The following is a 21,865-nucleotide window of genomic DNA, read 5'->3' as shown; positions in this document are numbered from 1 at the left end:
CCTCCGGAGGCGGCCCATGCGCGTCCTCGTCGTCGACGACGAGAAGAGGCTGGTCCGGTCCCTGCGGGCCGGGCTGGCGGCGGAGGGGTTCGCGGTCGACGTGGCGCACGACGGCGTGGACGGGCTCTGGCTGGCCCGGGAGAACACGTACGACGCGATCGTGCTCGACCTGATGCTTCCGGGGATCAACGGGTACCGGATCTGCGCGACGCTGCGGGCCGAGAAGGACTGGACGCCGATCCTGATGCTGACCGCGAAGGACGGCGAATGGGACCAGGTGGAGGGGCTCGACACCGGCGCCGACGACTACCTGACCAAGCCGTACTCGTTCCCGGTGCTGGTAGCTCGGCTGCGCGCGATCGCGCGGCGCGGCGCCCGCGAGCGCCCCACCCAGCTCGAGGTGGGTGACCTGCGGCTGGATCCGGCGGCCCGGCGGGTCTGGCGCGGCGACGCCGAGATCGAGCTGACTGCGCGGGAGTTCTCGCTGCTCGCCTTCCTGGCCCGGCACCATGGCGACGTGGTCTCGAAACGGCAGATTCTGGACGCGGTGTGGGACACCGACTTCGACGGCGACCCGAACATCGTGGAGGTCTACGTCCGGCACCTCCGCAACAAGATCGACCGCCCGTACGGCCGGGAGTCGATCCAGACCCTGCGCGGCGCCGGGTACCGGCTGGGCAGCGACGGTGGCTGAGGGCCGCGCCTCGGTGCGGCTGCGCACCACCGCCGTCGCGGTGCTGGTGGTCGCGGTCGCCCTGGTCGCCGGCGCGGCCGTGCTCGTGGCGCTGATGCGCGAATCGCTGCGCGACGGGCTGGCGAGCACCGCCGAGCAACGTGCCGCCGCGCTGGCCGAGCAGATCGAGACGTCCGGGCTGCCGCCCGCCGAACCGGCCGACGCCGACGACGACACCGATCTGGTCTGGCAGGTCTTCGACGAAAGCGGTGCCGTCGTACGCTCCTCGGCGCCGCTTCGCGAGCCGCTGCCGCTCGACGGCGCGGAGACGGTGCGACCGTCCGGCGCCGACCACCCGTACGCGGTGGCAACCGAGGACGCCGGCGAGCACACCGTCTCGGTGGCCGTCTCCCTCGAGGAGGTCGACGACTCGACGGCGGCCCTCGCGACCCCGCTGCTGGCCGGCCTGCCGCTGGTGCTCCTGCTGGTCGGCGCGACGACCTGGGTGGTGACCGGGCGGGCGCTGGCCCCGGTGGAACGCATCCGGCGCGAGGTCGAGGAGATCACCGGCGACCGGCTCGACCGGCGGGTGCCCGAGCCGCCGTCCCGCGACGAGATCCACCGGCTCGCGCGCACCATGAACCGGATGCTGGCCCGGCTGGAGGGGGCGCGCGCGAGCCAGCAGCAGTTCGTCGCCGACGCCTCGCACGAGCTGCGGTCGCCGCTGGCCAGCCTGCGGCAGGCGGCCGAGGTGACCCGCGACCACCCCGAGGCGCTGCCGGAGGGGGAACTGGCCGAGGCGGTGCTGGAGGAGACGGCTCGCCTGCAGCGGCTGGTCGAGCAACTGCTCCTGCTGACCCGGGCCGACGGCGCGGCCGGGACGCCCCGGCCGCACGATGTGGACCTCGACGACCTGGCCCTGACCGAGGCGCGCCGGGCCGGCCGCCCCGGGCTGCGGGTCGACACGTCCGGCATCGGCGCCGGCCGGGTCCGGGGCGAGCCGACCACCCTCGCCCAGGTGGTGCGCAACCTGGTCGACAACGCCGCCCGGCACGCCGGCGGCACGGTAGCGGTGGCGGTGCGCGAGGCCGGTGGCGCGGTGGAGCTCATCGTCGAGGACGACGGCGCCGGCATTCCGGAGGACCAGCGGGACCGGGTCTTCGAACGATTCGTCCGGCTCGACGAGGCCCGCGCTCGCGACGCCGGTGGCAGCGGCCTCGGCCTGGCGATCGTGCGGAAGATCGTCACCGCGCACGGCGGCACGGTCGAGGTGACGTCGTCGGCGCTGGGCGGTGCGCGGTTCGTCGTACGGCTGCCTGGCTGAACGCGTTTTCAGGCGGATTCAGGCGAGGTTCAGCGCCGCCGGCGCAGGGTGTGGGCAGTCCGATCCCGTACCAGAAAGGCCACCCATCATGCGGAAGCTTCGCACCAAGCGCGTCATCATCCCGGCCGCGGTCTTCGTCGCCGCCCTCGGCGCCGGCAGCGTCGCGTGGGCCACCTCGGCCGGCGCCGACATCGGCGGCGGCATCGGCGGCGACGAGCGTGACCGGGTCGCCGGCGCCGCCACCCAGGCCGTGCCCGGCACCGTACAGGAGGTCGAGACCAGCGACGACCGCGGCGAGGCCTACGAGGTCGAGATTCGCAGGCCGGATGGGGTCGAGGTGGAGGTGGTGCTGGACAAGGACCTCAAGGTGATCGCTCAGGAGCCCTCTTCCGCCGTCGCGGCCTCTTCGTCCGCCGCCGCCTCTTCCTCCTCCGCCGCCTCTTCCTCCTCCGCCGGCTCTGACGACCGCGTGTTGACCGCCGCTGAGCGGGCGTCGGCGTCGCGGGCAGCCCTGGACGCGGTCGGCGGCGGCACGGTCACCGACGTGGAGGCCGACGACGATGCGGCGTACGAGGTCGAGGTGCGCGCCGCCGACAACACCGAGTGGGACGTCGACCTGGATGAGGGCTTCAACGTCCTGCGCAAGACCGCGGACTGATCCCGGCCGCCCTTTCCTCCGGGCCGGCGCCTTCGCAGCGTGACGTCCGAATCCCGCCAGCATCGGGGGCCGGCCGCGCCGCAGAGTGGGGAGCGGAAATGGAGGCGACGATGACCATTTTGACGACGATGTCCAGCGATTGGGTCACCGACCTCGAGGCATACGGCAGCGCACTCACCGGCCCGATCCTCACGCCCGCGCAATGCCGCGAGATCTCCGCCATGTACGACGACCCGGACCGCTTCCGGACCACTGTGGACATGGCCCGGCATCGGTTCGGATCCGGGCAGTACCGCTACTTCACCCACGACTTGCCCGACGTGGTGCGGCAGCTGCGGGAGTCGTTCTATCCGCAGCTGCTGCCCATCGCCCGGGACTGGGCGGCCAAGCTCGGCAGGCCCGCACCCTGGCCGGACGGCCTGGACGAGTGGCTGCGGCTGTGCCACCAGGCCGGCCAGTCGAAGTCCGCGCAGATCCTGCTGCGCTACCGACCCGGCGACTGGAACGCCCTGCACCGCGACGTTTTCGGCGACATGCTCTTCCCGCTCCAGGTCGTCATCGGCCTCGACGCGCCCGGCACCGACTACACCGGCGGCGAGTTCCTGATGACCGAGCAGCGGGCCCGGGCCCAATCCCGCGGCCACGCCACCACCTTGCCGCAGGGCCACGGCCTGGTGTTCACCACCCGAGACCGCCCGGTGCCAACGAAGCGAGGCTGGTCGAACGCGCCCATGCGGCACGGCGTGAGCACGATCCGCTCCGGGCGGCGCCACACCCTCGGCCTGGTCTTCCACGACGCCGCGTGAGCCCAGTTCGGCCGCCTGATGGCGTATCGACGACCCGGCGTGACCGGACCGCCCGCAGCGACCGGCGCTGGTAGCGCACGGCTACGGCGTCGGCGTGGCGTCCGGGGTCACCGCGGTGTTCAAAAGACCCATGAACACCGAGAAAAACAGGAACAGGGCGGGGATGACGCACACGTAGCCAAGGACCAGGCCAGCGACGGCCTGGCCGCGGCCGGATCGGGTGCCGTCCTTAGTTTGGCCGAGCGCTACGTGGCCGAAGATCACGGCGAGGATGCAAGGGATTCCGAGGAGGCACCAGCCGCCGAGGACGCCCAGGATCCCGAGGATCAGGCTCGCGGTGGCCGATCCGGACGCAGGCGCCTGCTGGGTGACGATGATTTGCTGCGCGTAGGCCGGCTGGGCCTGGTAGGCGTGCGGGTACGGGCCTGGGCTGTACGGCGCCGGCACTGGAGGCTGCGGCTGATACGGCTGCTGCTGGTAGGGGTCCTGCGGCGGGTAGGTCATCGCGGCTATCCCTCTTCGGTGACGGGCCATCACAGGGTGGTCGACGATTCGGGCGCTGTCGATCACCTAATCGGCGACCCTTCAACCGTGCGAGCGCTAGGCGATGTATCGCGTCGTGCTTGGATCCGCACCGCCTCGATGATGTCTTGGAGGGTTTCGAGCTCACGTTCAAGCCGGTCCCGGATGGCGAACGTAGCTTCGACCCTATCCGGGTGATCCTCGGACAACGTGCGTAGAAGTTCGTTGCTCTGTAACGCGGCATGGAGCGCGTCGGGCCAACCGGACAGTGCATGACGGAACCCAGGGGTTGCAGTCAACTCGGTGAGTGCGTCAAGCCGGGCCTGTTCCTTTTCATCCGCGAAAGAGTCGTCAAACGAGCGTTCGTCATTGATGGCTCGCCGTAGCTCGTCCCTCGCGCGAGCCATCCAAGTCAGGATCTCCAAGTACGCTTCGCGCCGTCTGCCCTGCTCAGCGTTGACAGCATCTCGCTCTGCCTTGCGACGATCCAGTAGGAACGTTGTCGTCAGCGTCGTTCCCGAGCCCAACAGAGCACCGAGTAGAGCTGCTACCGGGGCTGCCCACCACGGCCCCTGACCAGCTACGGCTGCGAGATTCATGGCGGCACGTTACTCGGCCGACGACGCTGCCTGGAGGCGCCCTTCACCGAGCGGGTCACGGCGACTTGGTTGGATCGAGTCGAATGCGAGGCTCGGCGGCTCCTGATGTTCCGGTTCCGCCTCTGGGGTGTCTTCGGTGGCGGTACTTCCCTGCTGTACAACCGCCCTTGCCCTTCGGCAGCGTGGTTTACAGGACTTCCGGAGCTTGTCGTCGCCCCCAAGGCTTTCCAATATCGCTGGAGTGACCCGACTGCGCTAGTGGGAAGCAGTCCGCCGCCGGCGGCGGCCGAGACGTGGTGCAGAACGCCGTTGGGTCACTTGAGCTTTGGCTTCACAACCCAGCGACGCTCGCGGATTCTCAGCCTGCGGGCGAGAAGGTGGCATGCCGCCAAGGGGAACGTGCTGACCGCTACAGTTCAACTACCCTAGCAAGGTGGCTGCGATGTCCGGAATGTCAAGGCTACAGCTTGTGACGAGGTCACGGGCTGTACTCTGCCTGCGCGACACATCCTCTCAACTTCGGCGAGTGAACCAATGAGTACTGGCTACGAGGACGCAAAGGCAGCGCTTGACCAGTTGATCAACTGGTACGGCGAACATGCCGATGACTTGGATCGTAATGAGGACACCACGCGACTTCACCTCGTGGATACCCTTATCAAGGATGTTCTTGGTTGGCCGGTCGAGGAAATTGCCACCGAAGTCCTGTATGACGGTAAGTATGTCGATTATTGTCTGGGTCGTCCGGCAACGCGGATAATTGTAGAGGCTAAACGCGAAAGCGCCCAATTTAGCCTACCGATCGCCATTACGTCGTTGCTTCATCGGATACCTTCTCTAACGGACAATCCGACAGGTGGCAAGGAGCTGAAGGCGGCTCTTCAGCAGGTTGCAGGCTATTGCGCAACACGTGGTGTGCAAATGGCTGCAGTTTGTAACGGGACTCAAATCGTCGCGTTCTTGGGAGTCCGAACGGACGGGACGCCTCCATTGGAAGGTTCGGCGCTCGTCTTCACCAGCTTGTCGGCGATGCGGGAGAATTTCCATCTGCTCTGGCACAATCTCTCGCGTGCTGGAGTCGAAGCTCGAAATCTTCATGTCACCCTTCGGGATGAGGAAACACCCTCGGCTCCACCTCCATTGGCATCCAATATTCCTCACTACCCTGGCCACAAGCGTCGCAATGATATCCAGACCGGGCTTCAGATCTTGGCGGATCTGTTCCTTGAGGACATCACCAGAGATCCATCGCTGCAAGAGGAGTTTCTCAAGGAGACGTATGCAACTAGTGGGGCGCTGTCGCAATATGCCCTGGTTAGTAAAACGATTCTCGAGAACCGCTACTCATTGCTGCACGAGCCCGGTGTCGACCTGGAAACAGAGCCCGTAATGGCCAAGGCCAAGGGCATGAAGTCGGAGGTCAATCCTAAGCTCCGCGAGGACATAATTGCTTCGAGCGTGAGCCGTAGGCCGATCATCCTGTTGGGCGACGTCGGTGTAGGCAAGACGATGTTTATACGACGCCTCATTCATGTGGATGCCAAAGAGGTGTTCGACCAGTCATACGTTGGCTATGTCGACTTTGGCTCTTCGGCTACGCTCACGACGGACTTGGGCGAGTTCGTCATCGCCGAGATCGAGCAACAGCTCCTCGACAACTACAGCTTCGACATCAGGGAACGCGGCTTCGTGGAAGCGGTTTACCACAAGGAACTTCGCCGCTTTGATGGGACAATCTACGGAGAACTCAAGGAATTCGATCTGATTGGATACCGTCGGGAACGGCTCAGTTTCCTCGGTGGCCTCCTGGAGGATCGTGAAGCTCACCTTCGGGCTGCACTCAACCACATCCGTGCAACTACGCGTCGTCAGGTCGTTATATTCCTCGACAATATCGATCAGTGGGATTCCGAGTTTCAGGAGCGTGTATTCCTGATGGCGGAAACGCTGGCACAGACGTGGCCCGCAACGGTGTTCGTTTCTCTCCGTCCGGACACTTTCTATCGTAGCCGAGCTGAGGGTACTCTCGCGGCGTATCAGCCGCGCGCATTTACAATCGCGCCACCCCGTGTTGATGTTGTTCTCAAGCGGCGGCTGGAGTTTGCATTGAAGCAACTTCGCGATACCGCGCGGCTGTCCAGCTTCCCGGCCGGTGTGACTATCTCGTCGGATTCGCTTACGGCCTACCTTGAAGTTTTGCTAGAGAATTTCGAGAACAACGAGCGTCTAGTCTCTCTTGTTGATAACCTCTCTGCCGGCAACGCGCGGCGCGCCCTAGAGTTTGTGTCTCGCTTCATCGGAAGTGGACATGTGGACACAAGGAAGATTCTTGGCATCTACGAGAGAGAGGGCGACTACACAATTGCTCTGCACGAGTTCCTTCGTGCAATCATCTACGGCGATGCGGAGCATTACGACCCGGACGTCTCCCCGATCGCTAATATGTTTGGTATATCGCAACCCGACGGGCGTGAACATTTCCTGCTGGGAATTCTTGTTGCGCACGTCGAGTCGGCGGGAGATCGGAAGGGGACTGAAGGGTTCGTCCCGACCGATGATGTATACAACTTCGCGCAAAAGTGTGGGTTTAGTCCGGACCAGATTGCCTGGGCGCTCAACCGGGCGGCAAAGAAGGGGCTGATCGAACGGTCGCCGCGTGGGCGAAGCGCCGGCTCTCATGAGAACCTTCGCGTCACGTCAGCTGGTGTCTATACAGCGCGGATGCTTATCCACATGTTTGCGTATGTTGACGCTGTTGTTGTGGATACACCCATCGTTGACCCCAATTATCGCAAGCTGATAACCGCGGTACATGATGTCTCGGAAAGGCTTCGGCGAGCGGATCTCTTTAGGGTCTATCTCGATCGTCAATGGAGGGTTCTCAGTACCGCTACTGAGGATCTGCCCTTCAAATGGGACGAACACAGTCGCCGCCTTAGAAACGATATTGACACGGTAAGGCGCAAGAATCAGTAGCCGGCCGCATCGGGCGTTCTGCCGTCCCGTCAGTTTGAAGACGTACAGAAACTGTCCGGTTCGACGCCGCATGTCGGGCAGGGCTGGGGCAGCGACAGTGAGGCTGTACGGGAAGATCGCGAGCTGAAGCACCGTGCGAAAACGGCCGTACGTCCCGTTCCCGCACCGCCGATGCTGGTTCGGGCGCTTCGCTGGCACATCGCTGCGCACGGGCACGCGCCGGACGGCCGGTTCTTCGTGACACAGGGATACGGCAACGGCCCCGTGTCGAAGGAGACGTACTCGCGAGTCTGGCGAGCTGCGCGGCGGGACGGGCTCACCCTGGCGCAGTGCAGATCGCCGCTGGCGAAGCGACCGTACGACCTGCGGCACGCCGCCGTCTCGCTCTGGCTCAACGAGGGCGTTCCGGCAACCCAGGTCGCCGAGTGGGCGGGTCATAGCGTTCACGTGCTGCTCAAGGTCTACGCCAAGTGCATCGAGGGACAGGACGAGGCGGCTCGCCGTCGCATCGAAGCGGCGTTGGGTGAACCGGAACGGCCTGAGGAACTCCCACATGGGTAAGGGATAGCCGTTCCTGTCATATGGCATCCCTAACGTGACGCTATGAGCTATAACCCTCACCGCCAAGCGGCCCTCGCCGTAGCAGACAGCTGGATGGAAGATCCCGAACTCCGCAAGCGGATCGCTTACGCATATAAGCTCACGCGTGCTCAAGATCCCGATCGAGTCACGGTGATCGACATGTTCGGGCAACCACATCGCGGATGGGATGCTGGTCAGCTCTTCGCACTTGCGTGCCTCGACCACCTGCTCGTCTCAGGCAGGCTCTACGTCGCGGAGCACCCACTCGGCAGCGCTCCACTAGGTGACAAACATCGTGAGGCAAATCAGGCTGCGTTAGCTGAGTACCTGGATCCCGACTCGCTCGCCACCGTTGATGTCACGCAGCGCGGTGCGGAGTACGACGGACTGCTGACCTGGAGGAAGCCGATACCCGGATCCGGGGCATCAGGCGTTGTGGAGATCCCTCCGGATGAAGCCCCTTTAGAGATCGGCGGGACGGATGCCAGCACTACGTGCTTGCATCTCTGCCGTTACGGGGTGACTTCACGATGGCCTTACCGGCAGAAGACGCTCTGGACCCTCGCCCTTCAGGACAGGGAAGAGATCCGTTCCGTGAGGACCGGACAGGTGGAAACAGAGGACCCCGTCATCGACGGTCTAGCCCAGTTCATGAATAACGTCTGGTGGGGATGGCACAACGTGGGGCCAGCCACTCGAATGCGCGGCCTGGCGATCGGCGCTCCGTCTGCATGACGGTCGCACAACGCTCGGACATCTCGCCATCTGTTGGCCAGCCGGCCCGCCAGCCAACGCCGACGCTTGCCCCGTCGGCAGGCCGGGCCCGTGCCGCGCCTGCGGGCGCCTCGAAGTGGAGATAGGCCGATTGGTCAGCCGAGAGTGAGCAAACCCGCTGTCTAGCAGCAAGTACGGCAGGCTTGCGGGTCAGGTCCTTGCCGCCTGCAGAGTCACGCTCGTGGTCGCGTTATGGTCGCGATGAGTGAGATCAAGCGGCTCGTGGTGAGAACGAACAAGACCACGCGCTGGTATGTGCGAATCCCCGGCGACCGATGCTTGTCCAGGTCAGCCGGGGTTCCCGCTGTTCATGATGGTGCGGAGGGCGTGGGATTCGAACCCACGATGAGTTTCCCCATACCGGTTTTCAAGACCGGCGCCATCGGCCACTAGGCGAGCCCTCCCGGTGCTGCGCTCCCAGTCTGCCAGACCGGATCATCCGCGCTGGGCGCGACCTCTTGACCGAAACTTGTATTAAGTCGTCAAGACGGCGTTGACCAGCGTAAACACGCCTCCAGCGACGACGCCGGCCCATTGACAAGGCATCGATGCGGGTGTTTATTGTTCAGCGTCCTTACCAATCCCGGCCAAGGCCCCCACCTCCGGCAAGGGAGATCCCCGCATGTCCATCCCCAAAATCCCCAAGGTTCCCAAGAGATGGGTCGCGCTGTCGGCGTTGACCCTGGTCGGCAGCGTCCTGATGGCCCCGGCGGCGTATGCGGCCGGCGAGACGGTCAATGTCTATCTGACCACTACCAGCGACTCCGGCGGGCGAGCCGTCACCCGCGGGCTCCAGCAACAGGCGCCGATCGCGTTCGCGGGCGGCAGCGGCGGTGGCGCGAACCAGACGATCACCGTCAACGAGAACACGACGTACCAGCAGTTCGAGGGTGCGGGCGCGTCGATGACGGACACGGCGGCCTTCGACATCAAGGGCAGTGGCGCGCTGTCGGCCGCGGCGCAAAACGACGTCATGACCAAGCTGTTCAGCAACGGCGCGGGCATCGGGGTCAGCGCGCTGCGCAACGTCATCGGGTCGTCCGATCTGGCGCAGAACAGCTACTCGTACGACAACACCTGCTGCGACGTGAACGACTTCTCATTGTCGCGGGACGCCGACATCATGGCGCTCACCAAGCAGGCGTACGGATTGAATCCCTCGATGTTCGTCATGGCCTCGCCCTGGTCGGCACCGCCGTGGATGAAGGACAACAACGCCTACAGCCAGGGCTACCTGCAGTCGCAGTTCTACCCGGCCTACGCCCAGTACTTCGTGAAGTACATCCAGGGGTATCAGGCGCAGGGCGTGCCGATCCGGTACGTGACCGAGCAGAACGAGCCCACCTGTTGCGGCGGCTATCCGTCGATGCAGTGGAACACCTCGGGACTCCAGTATTTCGCCAAGACCAACCTGTTGCCGGCCCTGCAGAACGCGGGACTGAGCACCAAGTTGCTGGTCGGGGACTGGAACTTCGACACGTACGCGTCATGGGTTGCGCCTTTGGTGGCCGACACGGCGATCCGAAACCATCCGAACTTCGGCGGCATCGCCTGGCACGACTACGCGGGCTCGCCGTCGACCGCGACCACGGTGCACAACCAGTACCCGTCGGTGAACGCCTACATGACCGAGCACTCCGGCGGCACCTGGGTGTCGAACCAGCAGGCCGAGGACATGGGCGACCTGATCGACTACTTCCGCAACTGGGGTCGTAGCTGGACGAAATGGTCGCTGGCGGTGGACGAGGCGATGGGTCCGCACAACGGTGGCTGCGGCACCTGCACCGGGCTGGTCACGGTGCACCGCAACGACGGCCGGCGCGGGCAGGTCGACTACACGGTCGAGTACTACACGATGGGGCACCTCACAAAATTCGTGAAACCCGGCGCCGTACGGATCGACTCCAGCGCCAACGCGACGGTGCCGAACGTCGCCTTCCGCAACAGCGACGGCTCGAAGGCGCTGATCGCCTACAACACCAGCGGGTCGACCCAGTCGATCAGGGTGAACTGGGGTGGCCAGTCCTTCACCTACTCCCTGCCGACGAAGACGTCCGCGACCTTCACGTGGAGTGGAACGCAGTCGTCCGGGGGCTCGGGCGGAACGGGCACGATCACCGGGCTCGGCGGCAAGTGCCTCGACGTCACCGATGGCTCGACGGCGAACGGCAACCAGCCGCAGATGTGGGACTGCACCTCGAACAACGCCAACCAGCGGTGGACGGTCGGCACTGACGGCACCGTGCGCGGCCTCGGGAAATGCCTCGACGTGGCGAACAACTCCACGTCGGACGGTGGGGTCGTGCACCTGTGGGACTGCTTCTCGACGGTCGCCACCCAGAAGTGGACCGCCTCCGGCGGCGCCCTGATCAACTCCACGTCCGGCAAGTGCCTGGACGTCAAGGACAACAACACCGCCAACGGGGCGAAGCTGCAGATCTGGAGCTGCACCGGCGCCGCCAACCAGAGATGGACGGTCCCGGCATGAAGCGAATCATTGCCCTCGCGGCGGGCGCCGCGGTCGTGGCGACCATGGGCATCCTCGGCGTCACCAACGCGTCGGCGGCCAGCGCCGGCACGCTCGTGAGTTCCCTCAACGGCAAGTGCCTCGACCTCACCGACGGCTCGACGGCGAACGGCAACCAGCCGCAGCTGTGGACCTGCTACGCCGGGTCGACCAACCAGATCTGGACCCTCGCCGACAACGGCTCGGTGCAGATCAAGGGCAAATGCCTCGACGTCGCGAACAACTCCGCGGCGGACGGCGCGGTCGTGCACATGTGGGACTGCTACGACACGGTGGCCACCCAGAAGTGGCGGCTGTCCGGCGGTTCGCTGATCAACTCGAACGGCAAGTGCCTGGACGTCAAGGACCGCAACACGGCCGACGGCGCCAAGCTGCAGCTGTGGTCCTGCACCGGCGGCTCCAACCAGAAGTGGACCTTCGGCGGAACCACGACGCCGCCGCCCACCGGCAACGGGCCGGGGGCCAAGGCCGTGGCGCCGTACTACTACACCGGCTGGGGCAACCCGCCCAACCTGACCACGGTCACCCAGGCGACCGGCGTCAAGTGGTTCACCATGGCGTTCATGCTGAACAGCGGCAACTGCGACCCGAAGTGGGACGGCGGCCGGGCGCTGACCGGCGGCCAGGACCAGGCCGCGATCAACACCATCCGGGCCAACGGCGGCGATGTGGTCATCTCGTTCGGCGGGGCCTCCGGCCCCTGGCTCGAGCATTACTGCTCGAGCGCGTCGGCACTGGCCGCGGCCTATCAAAAGGTCATCAACGCGTACGGGTTGAAGGCCATCGACATCGACATCGAGGGCACGCCGTACAACACCCCGGCCGACCAGCAGAAGACGGTCGACGCGTTGAAGACCATCCGGGCCAACAACCCGGGCATCACCATCTACATCACGCTCGGCAGCGGCACGTCGGGGCCGGACTCCTCGCTGATCAACCGGGCGGCCGGGGCCGGTCTGGTGGTCGACGGCTGGGGCATCATGACCTTCGACTGGGGCAACACCAGCGGTAACCAGGGCGCATTGACCATTCAGGCCGCGGACGGGCTGAAGAACAGGCTCAAGACGGCGTACGGGTGGTCGGACGCGGACGCGTACCGGCACGTGGGCATCTCGTCGATGAACGGCATCACCGACGAGCACGCGACGGTCACCCTCGCGGACATGCAGGCCATTACCGCGTACGCCCAGCAGCACACGATCGCGCGTCTGACGTTCTGGTCGCTCAACCGGGACCGGCAATGCCCCGCGGGGTACCCGAACGACGACACCTGCAGCGGGGTGGCGCAGTCGGCGTACCAGTACACGAAGATCATCGGCGCCTACAAGGGCTGATCTTCCCTGGTCGGTGGCTCGCGAGCGGTGGTGGGTGCCGCTCGCGGGCCTCCCTCGTTTCTCGGCGGCTGCGTGCTTCTCGCGGATACCCCGCTTTTCGCCCGACCGCTCGGGTTTTGTCACACCCCTCGGGCAAGCTGGTGCCATGCAGGCGATCGTGATCGAAGACAAGCGGCTGGTGCTGCGCGAGGTGCCCGACCCGGTGGCCGGCGAGGGCGAGGTGGTCGTCGACGTGACGGCCGCCGGGGTCAACCGGGCCGACGTGTCCCAGCGACAGGGGTTCTATCCGCCCCCGCCGGGCGCGTCGGAATATCCCGGGCTCGAGTGCGCCGGCGTGATCAGCTCGGTGGGCCCCGGAGTGGCCGGCCACCACGTGGGCGCCCGCGTGGCGGCGCTGCTGGCCGGTGGCGGTTATGCGGAAAAGGTGGCGGTGCCGGCCGGTCAGCTGCTGCCGGTGCCGACCGGGCTGTCGCTGCAGGAGTCGGCGGCGCTGCCCGAGGTCTCCTGCACGGTGTGGTCCAACGTCGTCGGCATCGCCCGCCTGCACAAGGGCGAGACCCTGCTGGTGCACGGCGGCGGGAGCGGCATCGGCACGTTCGCGATCCAGCTCGGCAAGGCGCTCGGGGCGACGGTGGTGGCCACGGCCCGTGCGTCGAAGCACGATCGGCTGCGCGCGCTCGGCGCCGACCACGTCATCGATTACACAACCGACGACTTCGTGGCGGCCACCAGGGATTTCACCGGCGGCCGCGGCGCCGACGTGGTGCTCGACATCATCGGCGCGAAATATCTGGCCCGTAACGTCGAGGTGCTCGCGCCCGACGGCCGGATCACGGTGATCGGCATGCAGGGCGGCCGCAAGGGCGAGCTCGACCTCGGCATGCTGATGGGTAAGCGCGGGCGCATCTCGGCGACCGGCTTGCGGGCCCGGGCGCTCGACGACAAGGCGCGCATCGTGGCGGGCGTCAGCCGCGAGGTCTGGCCGCTGGTCGAGGCCGGCGCCATCAAACCGATCATCCACACCACTCTGCCGCTGGCGGCGGCGCAGGAGGCGCACGACCTGATGGAGTCCAGCGACCACCTCGGCAAGATCCTGCTCCTGCCGTGAGGTGAACGTAGCACCTCCGTTGTCCGGAGAGGTGGCTTATGCGGGTATAGGTCCGATATATGCCGTGCGCGTCGGCGCCGCGGATGGGGTCGCCACCCGGCCGAGTCGTCCTTTCGTGCGTCGCCCGGGTCGGCGACACGCCCGAAGTGGGTGGCAATTTTTAAATCGAAAGTCGGCTATTTACAGCTCAAAACGCATTCCTTTCCGCGACGGCGTCGGGGTGATTGTGCGAATTCGGCCGCGAGAGAATCGGGTTGTGTGTTGGCATGGTCGACGGAAATGACGAGTTGTCCGGGTTCCCATTGCCGTCCATCGACGGGCGGTGCGGGCGCGACTGAACGTTATGCCGTGCTGTTGGGATTCGCGCGAGTGCCCCGGGCCGATTTCGGAGGCAACGCTGCACCGTCCGTCCGCGTGCCGGGCGCTGACCGCCGGCGCCATTGCGCTGGCCGTCGTCACGCCGGCCCTAGATACCGTCGAACAGGCCAATGCCGCCCAGCCGGCCAACCCGCACACCAGTGAACCGTCGAGCCGGGCCGCCCGGGCCGACGACGTCGCCCGGCTTGACCCCGAGTCGGCCTTCGCCACCCGGGCCCAGCTCGCCGAGCGCGCCTCCCGAGCGACCCGGACAAGGGCTGCCGGGGCGGCGACGGCAGCCGGGGCAACGGCAGCCGGATTGGCAGGGGCCGCTGGGCTGGAAGGGGCCGCGGGGTTGGCCGGAGCCGCCGGGTTCCCCGAGGCGGCTGCGGCGGCGGGGGCCGCCGGGGCGGTGAGCTCGACGAACCCGGCCGGGCCTGGGCTGCGGCGTGCCGGGGGCCGTGCTTCCGGCGTACGCGTCAATGTCGCACCGGCCTCTGGGCGCGCCACCCGCATCACCACCCGCGCGGCTCGCGTCGCCCGGCCGGACGCACAGCGTCAGGTGCGGCGGTTGGCCAAGATCAGGAAGGCCCGGGTCGCCCGGCTCGTCACCCGCCGCGGCGCCGCGCCCCGGGCCCAGCGCATGCGGCTCGGCAACATGACGGCGGTGATCGCCTACGCCCGCTCGCAGGTCGGCAAGACCTACGTGAGCGGCGGGGAGGGGCCGGGCGGCTTCGACTGCTCCGGCTTCACCAAGAGCGCCTATGCCCGGATCGGCATCCGCCTCCCGCACTCCTCCACCGCCCAGGCCGCCCGCGCCCGCCGCATCTCGCGCAGCCAGGCCCGGCCCGGCGATCTGGTGGTCGGCCCGGGACACGTCGGCATCTACATGGGCCGGGGGATGATGATCGATGCGGGCAACCGGCGCACCGGAGTGGTGTATCGCAAACTCTATTCCGGGCTTCGGGTGGAACGCCTGTAAATGCTTTGATCGATGTCGCGACAGCCATGGACAATCGCGCGCATGATTGCTGATCAATGGCCGCTGTTCGGTCTGGTGTTGCGTACTCCCCGCCTCGAATTGCGGCTGCCGGACCTCGACCGTCTCGCCGAGTTGGCCGAGTTGGCCAAGGGCGGCGTGCACGATCCGGCGGTGCAGCCGTTCCTCGCGGAATGGACCGATGCGGCGCCGGAACGGGTCGCCGCAAGCGTTCTGCAGTGGAGTTGGAGCACGTGGGCGAGATGGCAGCCGGAAAGCTGGTCGCTCGGCCTGGTGGTGATCGCCGACGGCCGGGTGGTGGGCACGCAGGGCATCGAGGCCAACCGGTTCGCCACCCTGCGTGAGGTCAGCACCGGATCCTGGCTGGGCCGGGCCGAGCAGGGGAAGGGCTACGGCACCGAGATGCGCGCCGCGGTGCTCGAGCTGGCCTTTACCGGGCTGGGCGCGCTGTTCGCGAGGTCGGAGGCGTTCGAGGACAACCACGCGTCGTACGCGGTGTCCCGCAAGCTCGGCTACGCCGACGACGGCATCTCACGGCACGTGATCCGCGGCGCGCCGCTGGCCAGCCGTCGCCTGCGGCTGGACCGCGCCGGGTGGGAGGCGGCCCGCACGATCCCGGTGACGATCGACGGGCTCGAGCCCTGTCTGCCGATGTTCGGCCGGTGAGGAGTCGGCGGCGCCGGGGCGGCTTGGCGTGAGCGGGTTCCGGACACAGCAGTCGGCACCCGCCGGGCGGCAGGTGCCGACTTGCTGACCGCGCGTTCGGCGATCTATCGCCACCGGGCGCGGGGATCTCCGCCGCACGCACCCGATCGGATGTCGGACAGAAGCATCGCCCTGTAGTCACCGACGTCTACGCACCGCGTGTGCGGCTCCCCGATCGGGTGATGCGGGGCTGCCCGCCGACGTTCAGGCGAACCGGTTACTCTCGGCTTGGTTTGGGAAAGCGGAGAAGGTTTTCACCATCTCGCCGGAGGACATCGTTATGAGTCTCGACCGCCCGGTTGCCCCGGATCCGTACGACCTGTTGCCGCCGGTCCCGTCCTTCACGGTGACCAGCACGGACATGACGGACGGACAGCCGCTCGACGACATGTTCACGCACCCGAGCGTGGGCGGAAAGAATGTGTCACCCCAGCTGTCCTGGTCCGGCTTCCCGGCCGAGACCCGCGGCTTCGTGGTGACGTGCTTCGACCCCGACGCGCCGACCGGCAGCGGCTTCTGGCACTGGCTGGTCGTCAACCTGCCGGCCACCGTCACCGAGCTCGAGCGCGGCGTCGACCCGCTGCCCGGCGGCGCGTTCTGCGTGCGCAACGACTACGGCGAGCGCAACTACGGCGGGTCGGCCCCGCCGCCCGGCGACCGCCCGCATCGGTACGTGTTCGCGGTGCACGCGCTCGACGTGGACAAGCTCGAGGTCGGCCCGGACGCCTCCCCGGCGTACGTCGGCTTCAACCTCGCCTTCCACACACTGGCCCGCGCCACCATCCGCCCGACCTACCAGGTCAAGGGCTGAGACTGGTCAAGGGCTGAGACCCAGCGACGCCGAAGGCCGCCGGGCAACCGGCGGCCTTCGTTTGTCCCGCGTTGGAAGGGTGTCGTCAGGCCGGCGTTCGCGCCACCACGAAGACGGACTGGCCGAACGGCGGCTTCACGATCTGCTCGGCGAACTTGGTCACCGGGAGCACGAGCGAGTCGTACACCTTGACCATCGGGCCCTCCTTGGGCGCCAGCTTGAAGATGCTGGTCGCGCCGTAGTACCCGATCAGGCCGAGCGCGTTGGCGTAGTGCAGCTTCTCGATCTTGAGACCGGCCTCGGTCATCGCCGCGCGCATCGACTTCTTGGTGTACCGGCGGATGTGGCCGGTGGCGATGTCGACCTGGCTCATCGCGAACATGAACGCCGGCACGATCAGGATGATCCGGCCACCCGGCCGAACCAGCTCGGCCATGCTGCGCAGCGCCCCGACGTGGTCCTCGATGTGCTCCAGCACGTTGTACGACACGGCGGCGCTGTACTCGCCGGACGCGTCGGTGGCCGGCAGGAGCATCTGCCGGACGTCGATGTTCGGGTGGTTGGCCATGCGCTCCTTGAGCTGCACGAGCCGGTCGGGGTCGGCTTCGGTCGCCGTGAACCGCGGAAGGTGCTCAGCCCACTCGATCGCGTAGTCCCCGAGACCGCTGCCGATCTCGATCGGGTTGTCTCCCAGGTACGGAAGCGCGAGCTCGACGAACCACCGGCGGTGGTTCACGGCCGTGGCGAGGCCCTCGAGCACTTCGGACTGGATCCGCTGGTCTCCAGTGATGTCTGCCATAAGTAAGGTTCCCTCGTCTTGCCGATCGAAGCTGACAGCGGGACCGAACGAGTTAACCATCCGTGGCCCGGAACCGAAAGTTGAGGGGCTGGGGCCCGCGCATTATTTGCCTGATTGAGACATAGGTGAGCTGGGTACAGGGGGTGGTTGGCGCACATGTGGGCCGACCTGCCGATGCCCGGAATACAACGTTCATATCGGCTCGATCACGCATGGCCTGCTCGACACAACACCGTTACCAACCTCGGTTAGGCTCGCCGATGCTATGACGATTACGGGTATTGACTCCACAGGCCAGTCGGCCGGCGGGAACGTTCTCCCGCCCCGTCAGGTGGCCGCCACCCAGGACCTGGACGCGGAGCTGCTGGCGCTGGACACGGCGGTGGGGACGGCGCCGCCGACCACACCCGTACCCGATATCGAGGCCGCCCCTGAGCAGCAGCGGGAGCCCTCGCGCCGCCTCCGGGTGTGGCGCCGGCTCAACTGGCGGGACGTTCTTGCGGTAGCGACTTTCGTCGCTGTAGCGCTCTACCTGACCATGCCGCTCTGGCTCAATCTTGATCATGGCTCGGCCGACGATCCGCAGGATCAGGCTTTCTTTGAGTGGATGCTCGCGCATGGCGCGAGAGTCATCACCGATGGCGCCTATCCGTTCTTCTCCGATCGCATGAATTACCCCGATGGGGTGAACATGATGGCCAACACCTCGGTGTTGGCCGTTTCACTGCCGATGACGCCGGTGACCCTGCTCTTCGGTCCGCATGTGGCGTTCAACGTATTTCTCACTCTGGCGTTGGCACTCACCGGTATCTCGTGGTATTTCGTGCTCTCCCGGCAGGTGCTTTCCCGGAACAAAGCGGGTTCCCGGCTCGCGGCCTGGGTGGGCGCTCTCTTCTGCACATTCGCGCCGAGCATGGTGTCGCACGCCGGCGGCCACCCGAACATCGTCTCGCAATTCCTGGTGCCGCTGATCATCTGGCGCACGCTGCGGCTCCGCGAGCCCGGGCGCGCGCTGCGCAACGGGTTCATCCTGGCCGGCCTGCTGGTCTGGCAGGCGTTCATCAACCTCGAGATCCTGTTCATGACCGCGGTTGGCCTGGGCGTCTTCTGCACCGTCATGGCGATCGCCCGCCGCAAGCAGCACCGCGGCGAGGCCCGCGCTTTCCTGCGCGGCCTGCTCGTCGCCGCCGCGGCCAGTCTCGCCGTGCTTGCCTATCCGCTGTCCGTTCAGTTCTTCGGGCCGCAGAGCTATCACGGCCTGCCGCAGTTCGTGCGAAACTTCGGCGCGGACCTCGGCTCGTTCACCGCCTATTCGAGTCGTTCGGTCGCCGGAAACTCGGTCGTGGCCGAGCGCCTCGCCCAGAATCCGCAGGAAGAGAACGCATTCTTCGGCTGGGGACTGGTCATTCTGTTCTTCGGCCTGATCGTCTGGATGCGGCGTTCGGTCGCGGTTGTCGCACTCGGCGGGGTGGCACTCCTGTACGCCGCGATGTCGCTCGGGCCGCGAATTTTCCTCAACGGGATCAATACCGGTGTTCCGGGCATCTGGGCGGTTCTGCACAGCGTTCCGGTGCTCAACTCGGCCGTGCCGACCCGGTGGGCCATGGCCATCGCGCCGGCCGTCGGCATCCTGCTCGCGCTCGGCGTCCGGCGCGCCTTCGACCTCGTCAAGGCGCAGCCGTCCGCCCGCGGCCCGGTCCGGGTGGCGATGATCACAGCGGTCGCGATGGCGTTGGTGCCGCTGGTGCCGACCCCGCTCAAGACCGCGCCGATCGAGCCGACCCCGGCGTTCGTCACGTCCGGCGCCTGGAAGCAGTACGTCGACGACAACCACACCGTCGTCACGCTGCCGCTGCCCGACTCGGGCTACCCCGACCCGCTGCGGTGGAGCGCGTCGACCGGGCAGGACATGCGCATCGCCGGGGCGTACGCGCTGCTGCCCAACGAGAACCCGCTGAACCCGAACGACCGCACGGCGCTGTTCTCGCCGCCGTGGCGGCCGACCAGCGGGCTGATGGCGTCGATCAAGCAGGGCAACCCGATCCCCGAGATCACCGACACCCGCCGCGAGATGACCCTCGCCGACCTGCGCTACTGGCGGGCGGGCGTGATCCTGCTCACCCCGCAGATCCGCGACATCGAGATGCTGCGGGTCATGTCCGACCTGCTGGGCTTCGAGCCCACCTGGACGGGCGGCGCCTGGGTGTGGGACGTGCGCCAGCTGGTCGACGACCCGAACGCGGTGCTCACCGGCCCCGACATCCCGTGAGGCGTGGGCGGTCGAGCGACCGCCCCACGCCGTTGTCCCGGCCCGTCGGCCGTCGCGCGTCGCGCGCCTCCATGCGCGCCTCGCCGGCGACGATCCACGGGCCTCGCGTAGCGCCGCAGCGCTCGCGGCCATGCGGGAGGCGGTCACAAACCGGCGCGACTTCTCCACAACCTCGCCATCAGCCGGCCACGATCGTGTGTTTGCGTGGACCGATGACCGATCAGATCACCTACATGGACGTTGCCGCGGCCACGCCGGTCGGCCTCGACTACAAGCGACGATCGCTGGCGGCGCTCGACGTCCGCCCCGGTCAGACGGTGGTCGACATCGGCTGCGGGCCCGGCACCGACCTCGGCCGCCTCGCCGAAGCGGTCGGGCCCGGCGGGCTGGTGATCGGCATCGACCGCGACCCGCCGATGCTGGCGGAGGCACGCCGCCGCGGTCGTGGTGGCGGGGCCCGCGGTCATGGTGGCGAGGCCCGCGTTCGTGAGGGCGACGCCGGCCGGGGTGAGGGCGACGTCCGCCTTTGTGAGGGTGACATCCACGCGCTTCCGCTGGCCGGCGCCTCGGTCGACCGGGCGCGTGCCGATCGGCTGCTCCAGCATGTGACCGACCCGCAGGCCGCTATCGCCGAGGTGCGGCGGGTGCTGCGGCCGGGCGGTCTGTTCGGGATGGCCGAGCCCGACTGGGACACCCTCGCGGTGTCCGACGACGATCCGGGCGTCAGCCGGGCGTGGTCGCGCTTCGTGGCCGGGCGGGTGCGTAACCCGACGATCGGGCGTGAGCTGCCGCGGTTGTGCGCCCGCGCCGGGTTGCGGGTGTATTCGGTCGAGGCGGTGGCCGTGGTCTTCCGTGATTTCGACACGGCCGATCGGATCCTCGGCCTGCGCCGCAACACCGAGAGGGCGGTCCAGGCGGGCGCGTTGCTTGCGGCCGTTGGCGATGCATGGGTACGCCGTCAGCAGAGCGGCCCAGTCTTGGCCGGCTTCACCTGTTACCTGGTCACCGCCGCTCGCTGAACGTCATCCCGAGTCGGGGTCGTGGCTGCTGATCTTGCGAACCCACCGGCCCCACCCTCGTTGGGTGGGCCGAGTAAAGCAGCCAGGGCCGACATTTCCGTGCCGTTGTCCACAGGCCGCGCCGTGCGCCCGCGACGCCCAGGGCTCAGCCCGCCGCGCCACCGCTCCCGAAGCCCGGGCGCGGCGCGTCCACTGTGCTCGCCTTCACGCGTGTGGCCGCCGCCCGCCCTGCCCTGCCCGCCGTGCCCGCCGCCCTGCCCTGCCTGCCCTGCCTGCCCTGCCCGCACTGCCCTGCCCGCCGTGCCCGCCCTGCCCGCCCTGCCCGCACAGCCCTGCCCTGCCCGCCCGCGTCGGGCTCGGCGAATGGTCACTTGATCGTTATCGGGTCGTGTCCGGGGGATGGTTAGCGTCGGTGAGCAGGGGGAATGTCAACGGCCCTCGATGATCTTTGGGGGAGGATCACATGACCGCCGTGGCGGAAACGGATGTTTTGCGGGGGCGCAAGGCAAGAATCCGGCAAAGGGAACTGCTCCTGACTCTGGAGCAGTGGGGGCCGGCGTATCGGAACGTGGCGGGCGAGCGTCTGCACTACGTGTTCGAGATCGCCGAGGCCACCGAGGAGGAACGAGCCTGGCTGCGGGAGCACATCGCCAAGAACGGGATGCCGGAGTCGGGGCGTAGCGCCGAGGAGATGCGGGCGGCGGGCGGGCGTGCGAACGCGTCGGCCAGTGCGGCGTTTCTCGCCGGCGACTACGAGCGGGCCCGGGATCTGATCGACGAGGCGCGTGCCTACGGTGCGCTCTTCGAGGCGGAATGGGAGCGGCTGCACGAGTTCATCTCGACCAAGCTGTCGGGGGCGGGCGACCCCTCCGGAGTGGACGACGTGTCCGGGGTGGGGAGTGCGCCGGCGGCCGGTGTCGAGAAGGGGAGTCGCGCCGAGTGAGCGGGGGTCTCGGTCAGCGTTCGCACCGGGCGACGTCGGGCAAGTAGCGGCACGACGAAGCGCCGCCCACCGCGGGAGT

General features: G+C 67.3%; 19 protein-coding genes and 1 tRNA gene. 16 read left to right on the top strand and 4 right to left on the bottom strand.

What is annotated here, in order from left to right:
- The first annotated feature begins 16 nt into the window (after nt 1-16).
- The 4 genes from ACFQS1_RS21900 (at nt 17) to ACFQS1_RS21885 (ending at nt 3,461) form a co-directional block, all read left to right on the top strand.
- Nucleotides 17-694, top strand: a complete 678-nt coding sequence (locus ACFQS1_RS21900) for a response regulator transcription factor (protein ID WP_378971236.1) — start codon at nt 17-19, stop codon at nt 692-694.
- Entirely contained in the window at nt 687-1,997 is a 1,311-nt protein-coding gene (locus ACFQS1_RS21895) for a sensor histidine kinase (protein ID WP_378971234.1), read from the top strand. Before ACFQS1_RS21900 ends, ACFQS1_RS21895 begins: the two co-directional genes overlap by 8 nt.
- Before the next feature lie 88 nt (nt 1,998-2,085).
- Nucleotides 2,086-2,655, top strand: coding sequence for a PepSY domain-containing protein (locus ACFQS1_RS21890; RefSeq protein WP_378971231.1), 570 nt, complete (start codon nt 2,086-2,088; stop codon nt 2,653-2,655).
- A gap of 110 nt (nt 2,656-2,765) precedes the next feature.
- Nucleotides 2,766-3,461, top strand: coding sequence for a 2OG-Fe(II) oxygenase (locus ACFQS1_RS21885; RefSeq protein ID WP_378971229.1), 696 nt, complete (start codon nt 2,766-2,768; stop codon nt 3,459-3,461).
- An 81-nt stretch (nt 3,462-3,542) separates the two neighbouring features.
- Here the strand turns inward: ACFQS1_RS21885 and ACFQS1_RS21880 are convergent, their stop codons facing one another.
- Entirely contained in the window at nt 3,543-3,965 is a 423-nt protein-coding gene (locus tag ACFQS1_RS21880) for a DUF4190 domain-containing protein (RefSeq protein WP_378971227.1), read from the bottom strand.
- Nucleotides 3,966-4,027: 62 nt separating this feature from the next.
- The gene (locus ACFQS1_RS21875; RefSeq protein ID WP_378971225.1) at nt 4,028-4,582 is read right to left on the bottom strand and encodes a hypothetical protein; all 555 of its coding nucleotides are present in this window, start codon (nt 4,580-4,582) and stop codon (nt 4,028-4,030) included.
- A gap of 534 nt (nt 4,583-5,116) precedes the next feature.
- Here ACFQS1_RS21875 and ACFQS1_RS21870 point away from each other — a divergent pair.
- From ACFQS1_RS21870 to ACFQS1_RS21860, 3 genes are all read left to right on the top strand, one after another.
- Nucleotides 5,117-7,558, top strand: coding sequence for a hypothetical protein (locus ACFQS1_RS21870; protein WP_378971222.1), 2,442 nt, complete (start codon nt 5,117-5,119; stop codon nt 7,556-7,558).
- Nucleotides 7,559-7,729: 171 nt separating this feature from the next.
- Nucleotides 7,730-8,119: a hypothetical protein gene (locus ACFQS1_RS21865; RefSeq protein ID WP_378971220.1), complete on the top strand. Its 390-nt coding sequence runs from the start codon at nt 7,730-7,732 to the stop codon at nt 8,117-8,119.
- A 42-nt stretch (nt 8,120-8,161) separates the two neighbouring features.
- Nucleotides 8,162-8,875, top strand: coding sequence for a hypothetical protein (locus ACFQS1_RS21860; RefSeq protein ID WP_378971218.1), 714 nt, complete (start codon nt 8,162-8,164; stop codon nt 8,873-8,875).
- Between the two features lie 358 nt (nt 8,876-9,233).
- Here ACFQS1_RS21860 and ACFQS1_RS21855 read toward each other — a convergent pair.
- Nucleotides 9,234-9,318: transfer RNA gene (locus tag ACFQS1_RS21855), tRNA-Ser, on the bottom strand.
- A gap of 218 nt (nt 9,319-9,536) precedes the next feature.
- Here ACFQS1_RS21855 and ACFQS1_RS21850 point away from each other — a divergent pair.
- From ACFQS1_RS21850 to ACFQS1_RS21825, 6 genes are all read left to right on the top strand, one after another.
- Nucleotides 9,537-11,402: a ricin-type beta-trefoil lectin domain protein gene (locus tag ACFQS1_RS21850; protein WP_378971215.1), complete on the top strand. Its 1,866-nt coding sequence runs from the start codon at nt 9,537-9,539 to the stop codon at nt 11,400-11,402.
- Nucleotides 11,399-12,775, top strand: coding sequence for a ricin-type beta-trefoil lectin domain protein (locus tag ACFQS1_RS21845; protein WP_378971212.1), 1,377 nt, complete (start codon nt 11,399-11,401; stop codon nt 12,773-12,775). The genes ACFQS1_RS21850 and ACFQS1_RS21845 overlap by 4 nt, the downstream gene beginning before the upstream one ends.
- A 145-nt stretch (nt 12,776-12,920) precedes the next feature.
- On the top strand, nt 12,921-13,883 hold the full coding sequence (locus tag ACFQS1_RS21840) for an NAD(P)H-quinone oxidoreductase (RefSeq protein ID WP_378971210.1): 963 nt from the start codon (nt 12,921-12,923) through the stop codon (nt 13,881-13,883).
- Between the two features lie 322 nt (nt 13,884-14,205).
- Nucleotides 14,206-15,222, top strand: a complete 1,017-nt coding sequence (locus ACFQS1_RS21835; RefSeq protein ID WP_378971208.1) for a C40 family peptidase — start codon at nt 14,206-14,208, stop codon at nt 15,220-15,222.
- A gap of 42 nt (nt 15,223-15,264) precedes the next feature.
- Complete coding sequence (locus ACFQS1_RS21830) at nt 15,265-15,906, top strand: GNAT family N-acetyltransferase (protein ID WP_378971206.1); 642 nt, start codon at nt 15,265-15,267, stop codon at nt 15,904-15,906.
- Nucleotides 15,907-16,225: 319 nt separating this feature from the next.
- The gene (locus ACFQS1_RS21825; RefSeq protein WP_378971204.1) at nt 16,226-16,756 is read left to right on the top strand and encodes a YbhB/YbcL family Raf kinase inhibitor-like protein; all 531 of its coding nucleotides are present in this window, start codon (nt 16,226-16,228) and stop codon (nt 16,754-16,756) included.
- Between the two features lie 85 nt (nt 16,757-16,841).
- Here the strand turns inward: ACFQS1_RS21825 and ACFQS1_RS21820 are convergent, their stop codons facing one another.
- The gene (locus ACFQS1_RS21820; protein ID WP_378971201.1) at nt 16,842-17,555 is read right to left on the bottom strand and encodes a class I SAM-dependent methyltransferase; all 714 of its coding nucleotides are present in this window, start codon (nt 17,553-17,555) and stop codon (nt 16,842-16,844) included.
- 370 nt (nt 17,556-17,925) lie between these two features.
- On the opposite strand from ACFQS1_RS21820, the gene ACFQS1_RS21815 reads away from it, so the two are divergent.
- The 3 genes from ACFQS1_RS21815 to ACFQS1_RS21805 all read left to right on the top strand — a co-directional run bounded on the left by ACFQS1_RS21815 (nt 17,926) and on the right by ACFQS1_RS21805 (nt 21,786).
- Nucleotides 17,926-19,824: a DUF6311 domain-containing protein gene (locus ACFQS1_RS21815; RefSeq protein ID WP_378971490.1), complete on the top strand. Its 1,899-nt coding sequence runs from the start codon at nt 17,926-17,928 to the stop codon at nt 19,822-19,824.
- A 212-nt stretch (nt 19,825-20,036) separates the two neighbouring features.
- Complete coding sequence (locus ACFQS1_RS21810; RefSeq protein WP_378971199.1) at nt 20,037-20,843, top strand: methyltransferase domain-containing protein; 807 nt, start codon at nt 20,037-20,039, stop codon at nt 20,841-20,843.
- A 463-nt stretch (nt 20,844-21,306) separates the two neighbouring features.
- Nucleotides 21,307-21,786: a hypothetical protein gene (locus tag ACFQS1_RS21805; protein ID WP_378971197.1), complete on the top strand. Its 480-nt coding sequence runs from the start codon at nt 21,307-21,309 to the stop codon at nt 21,784-21,786.
- Nucleotides 21,787-21,865 lie beyond the last annotated feature (79 nt).

Origin of the sequence: Paractinoplanes rhizophilus (assembly GCF_042664765.1) — a bacterium.
Lineage (GTDB): Bacteria > Actinomycetota > Actinomycetes > Mycobacteriales > Micromonosporaceae > Actinoplanes > Actinoplanes rhizophilus.
This window is presented reverse-complemented; position numbering and strand designations above follow the sequence as displayed.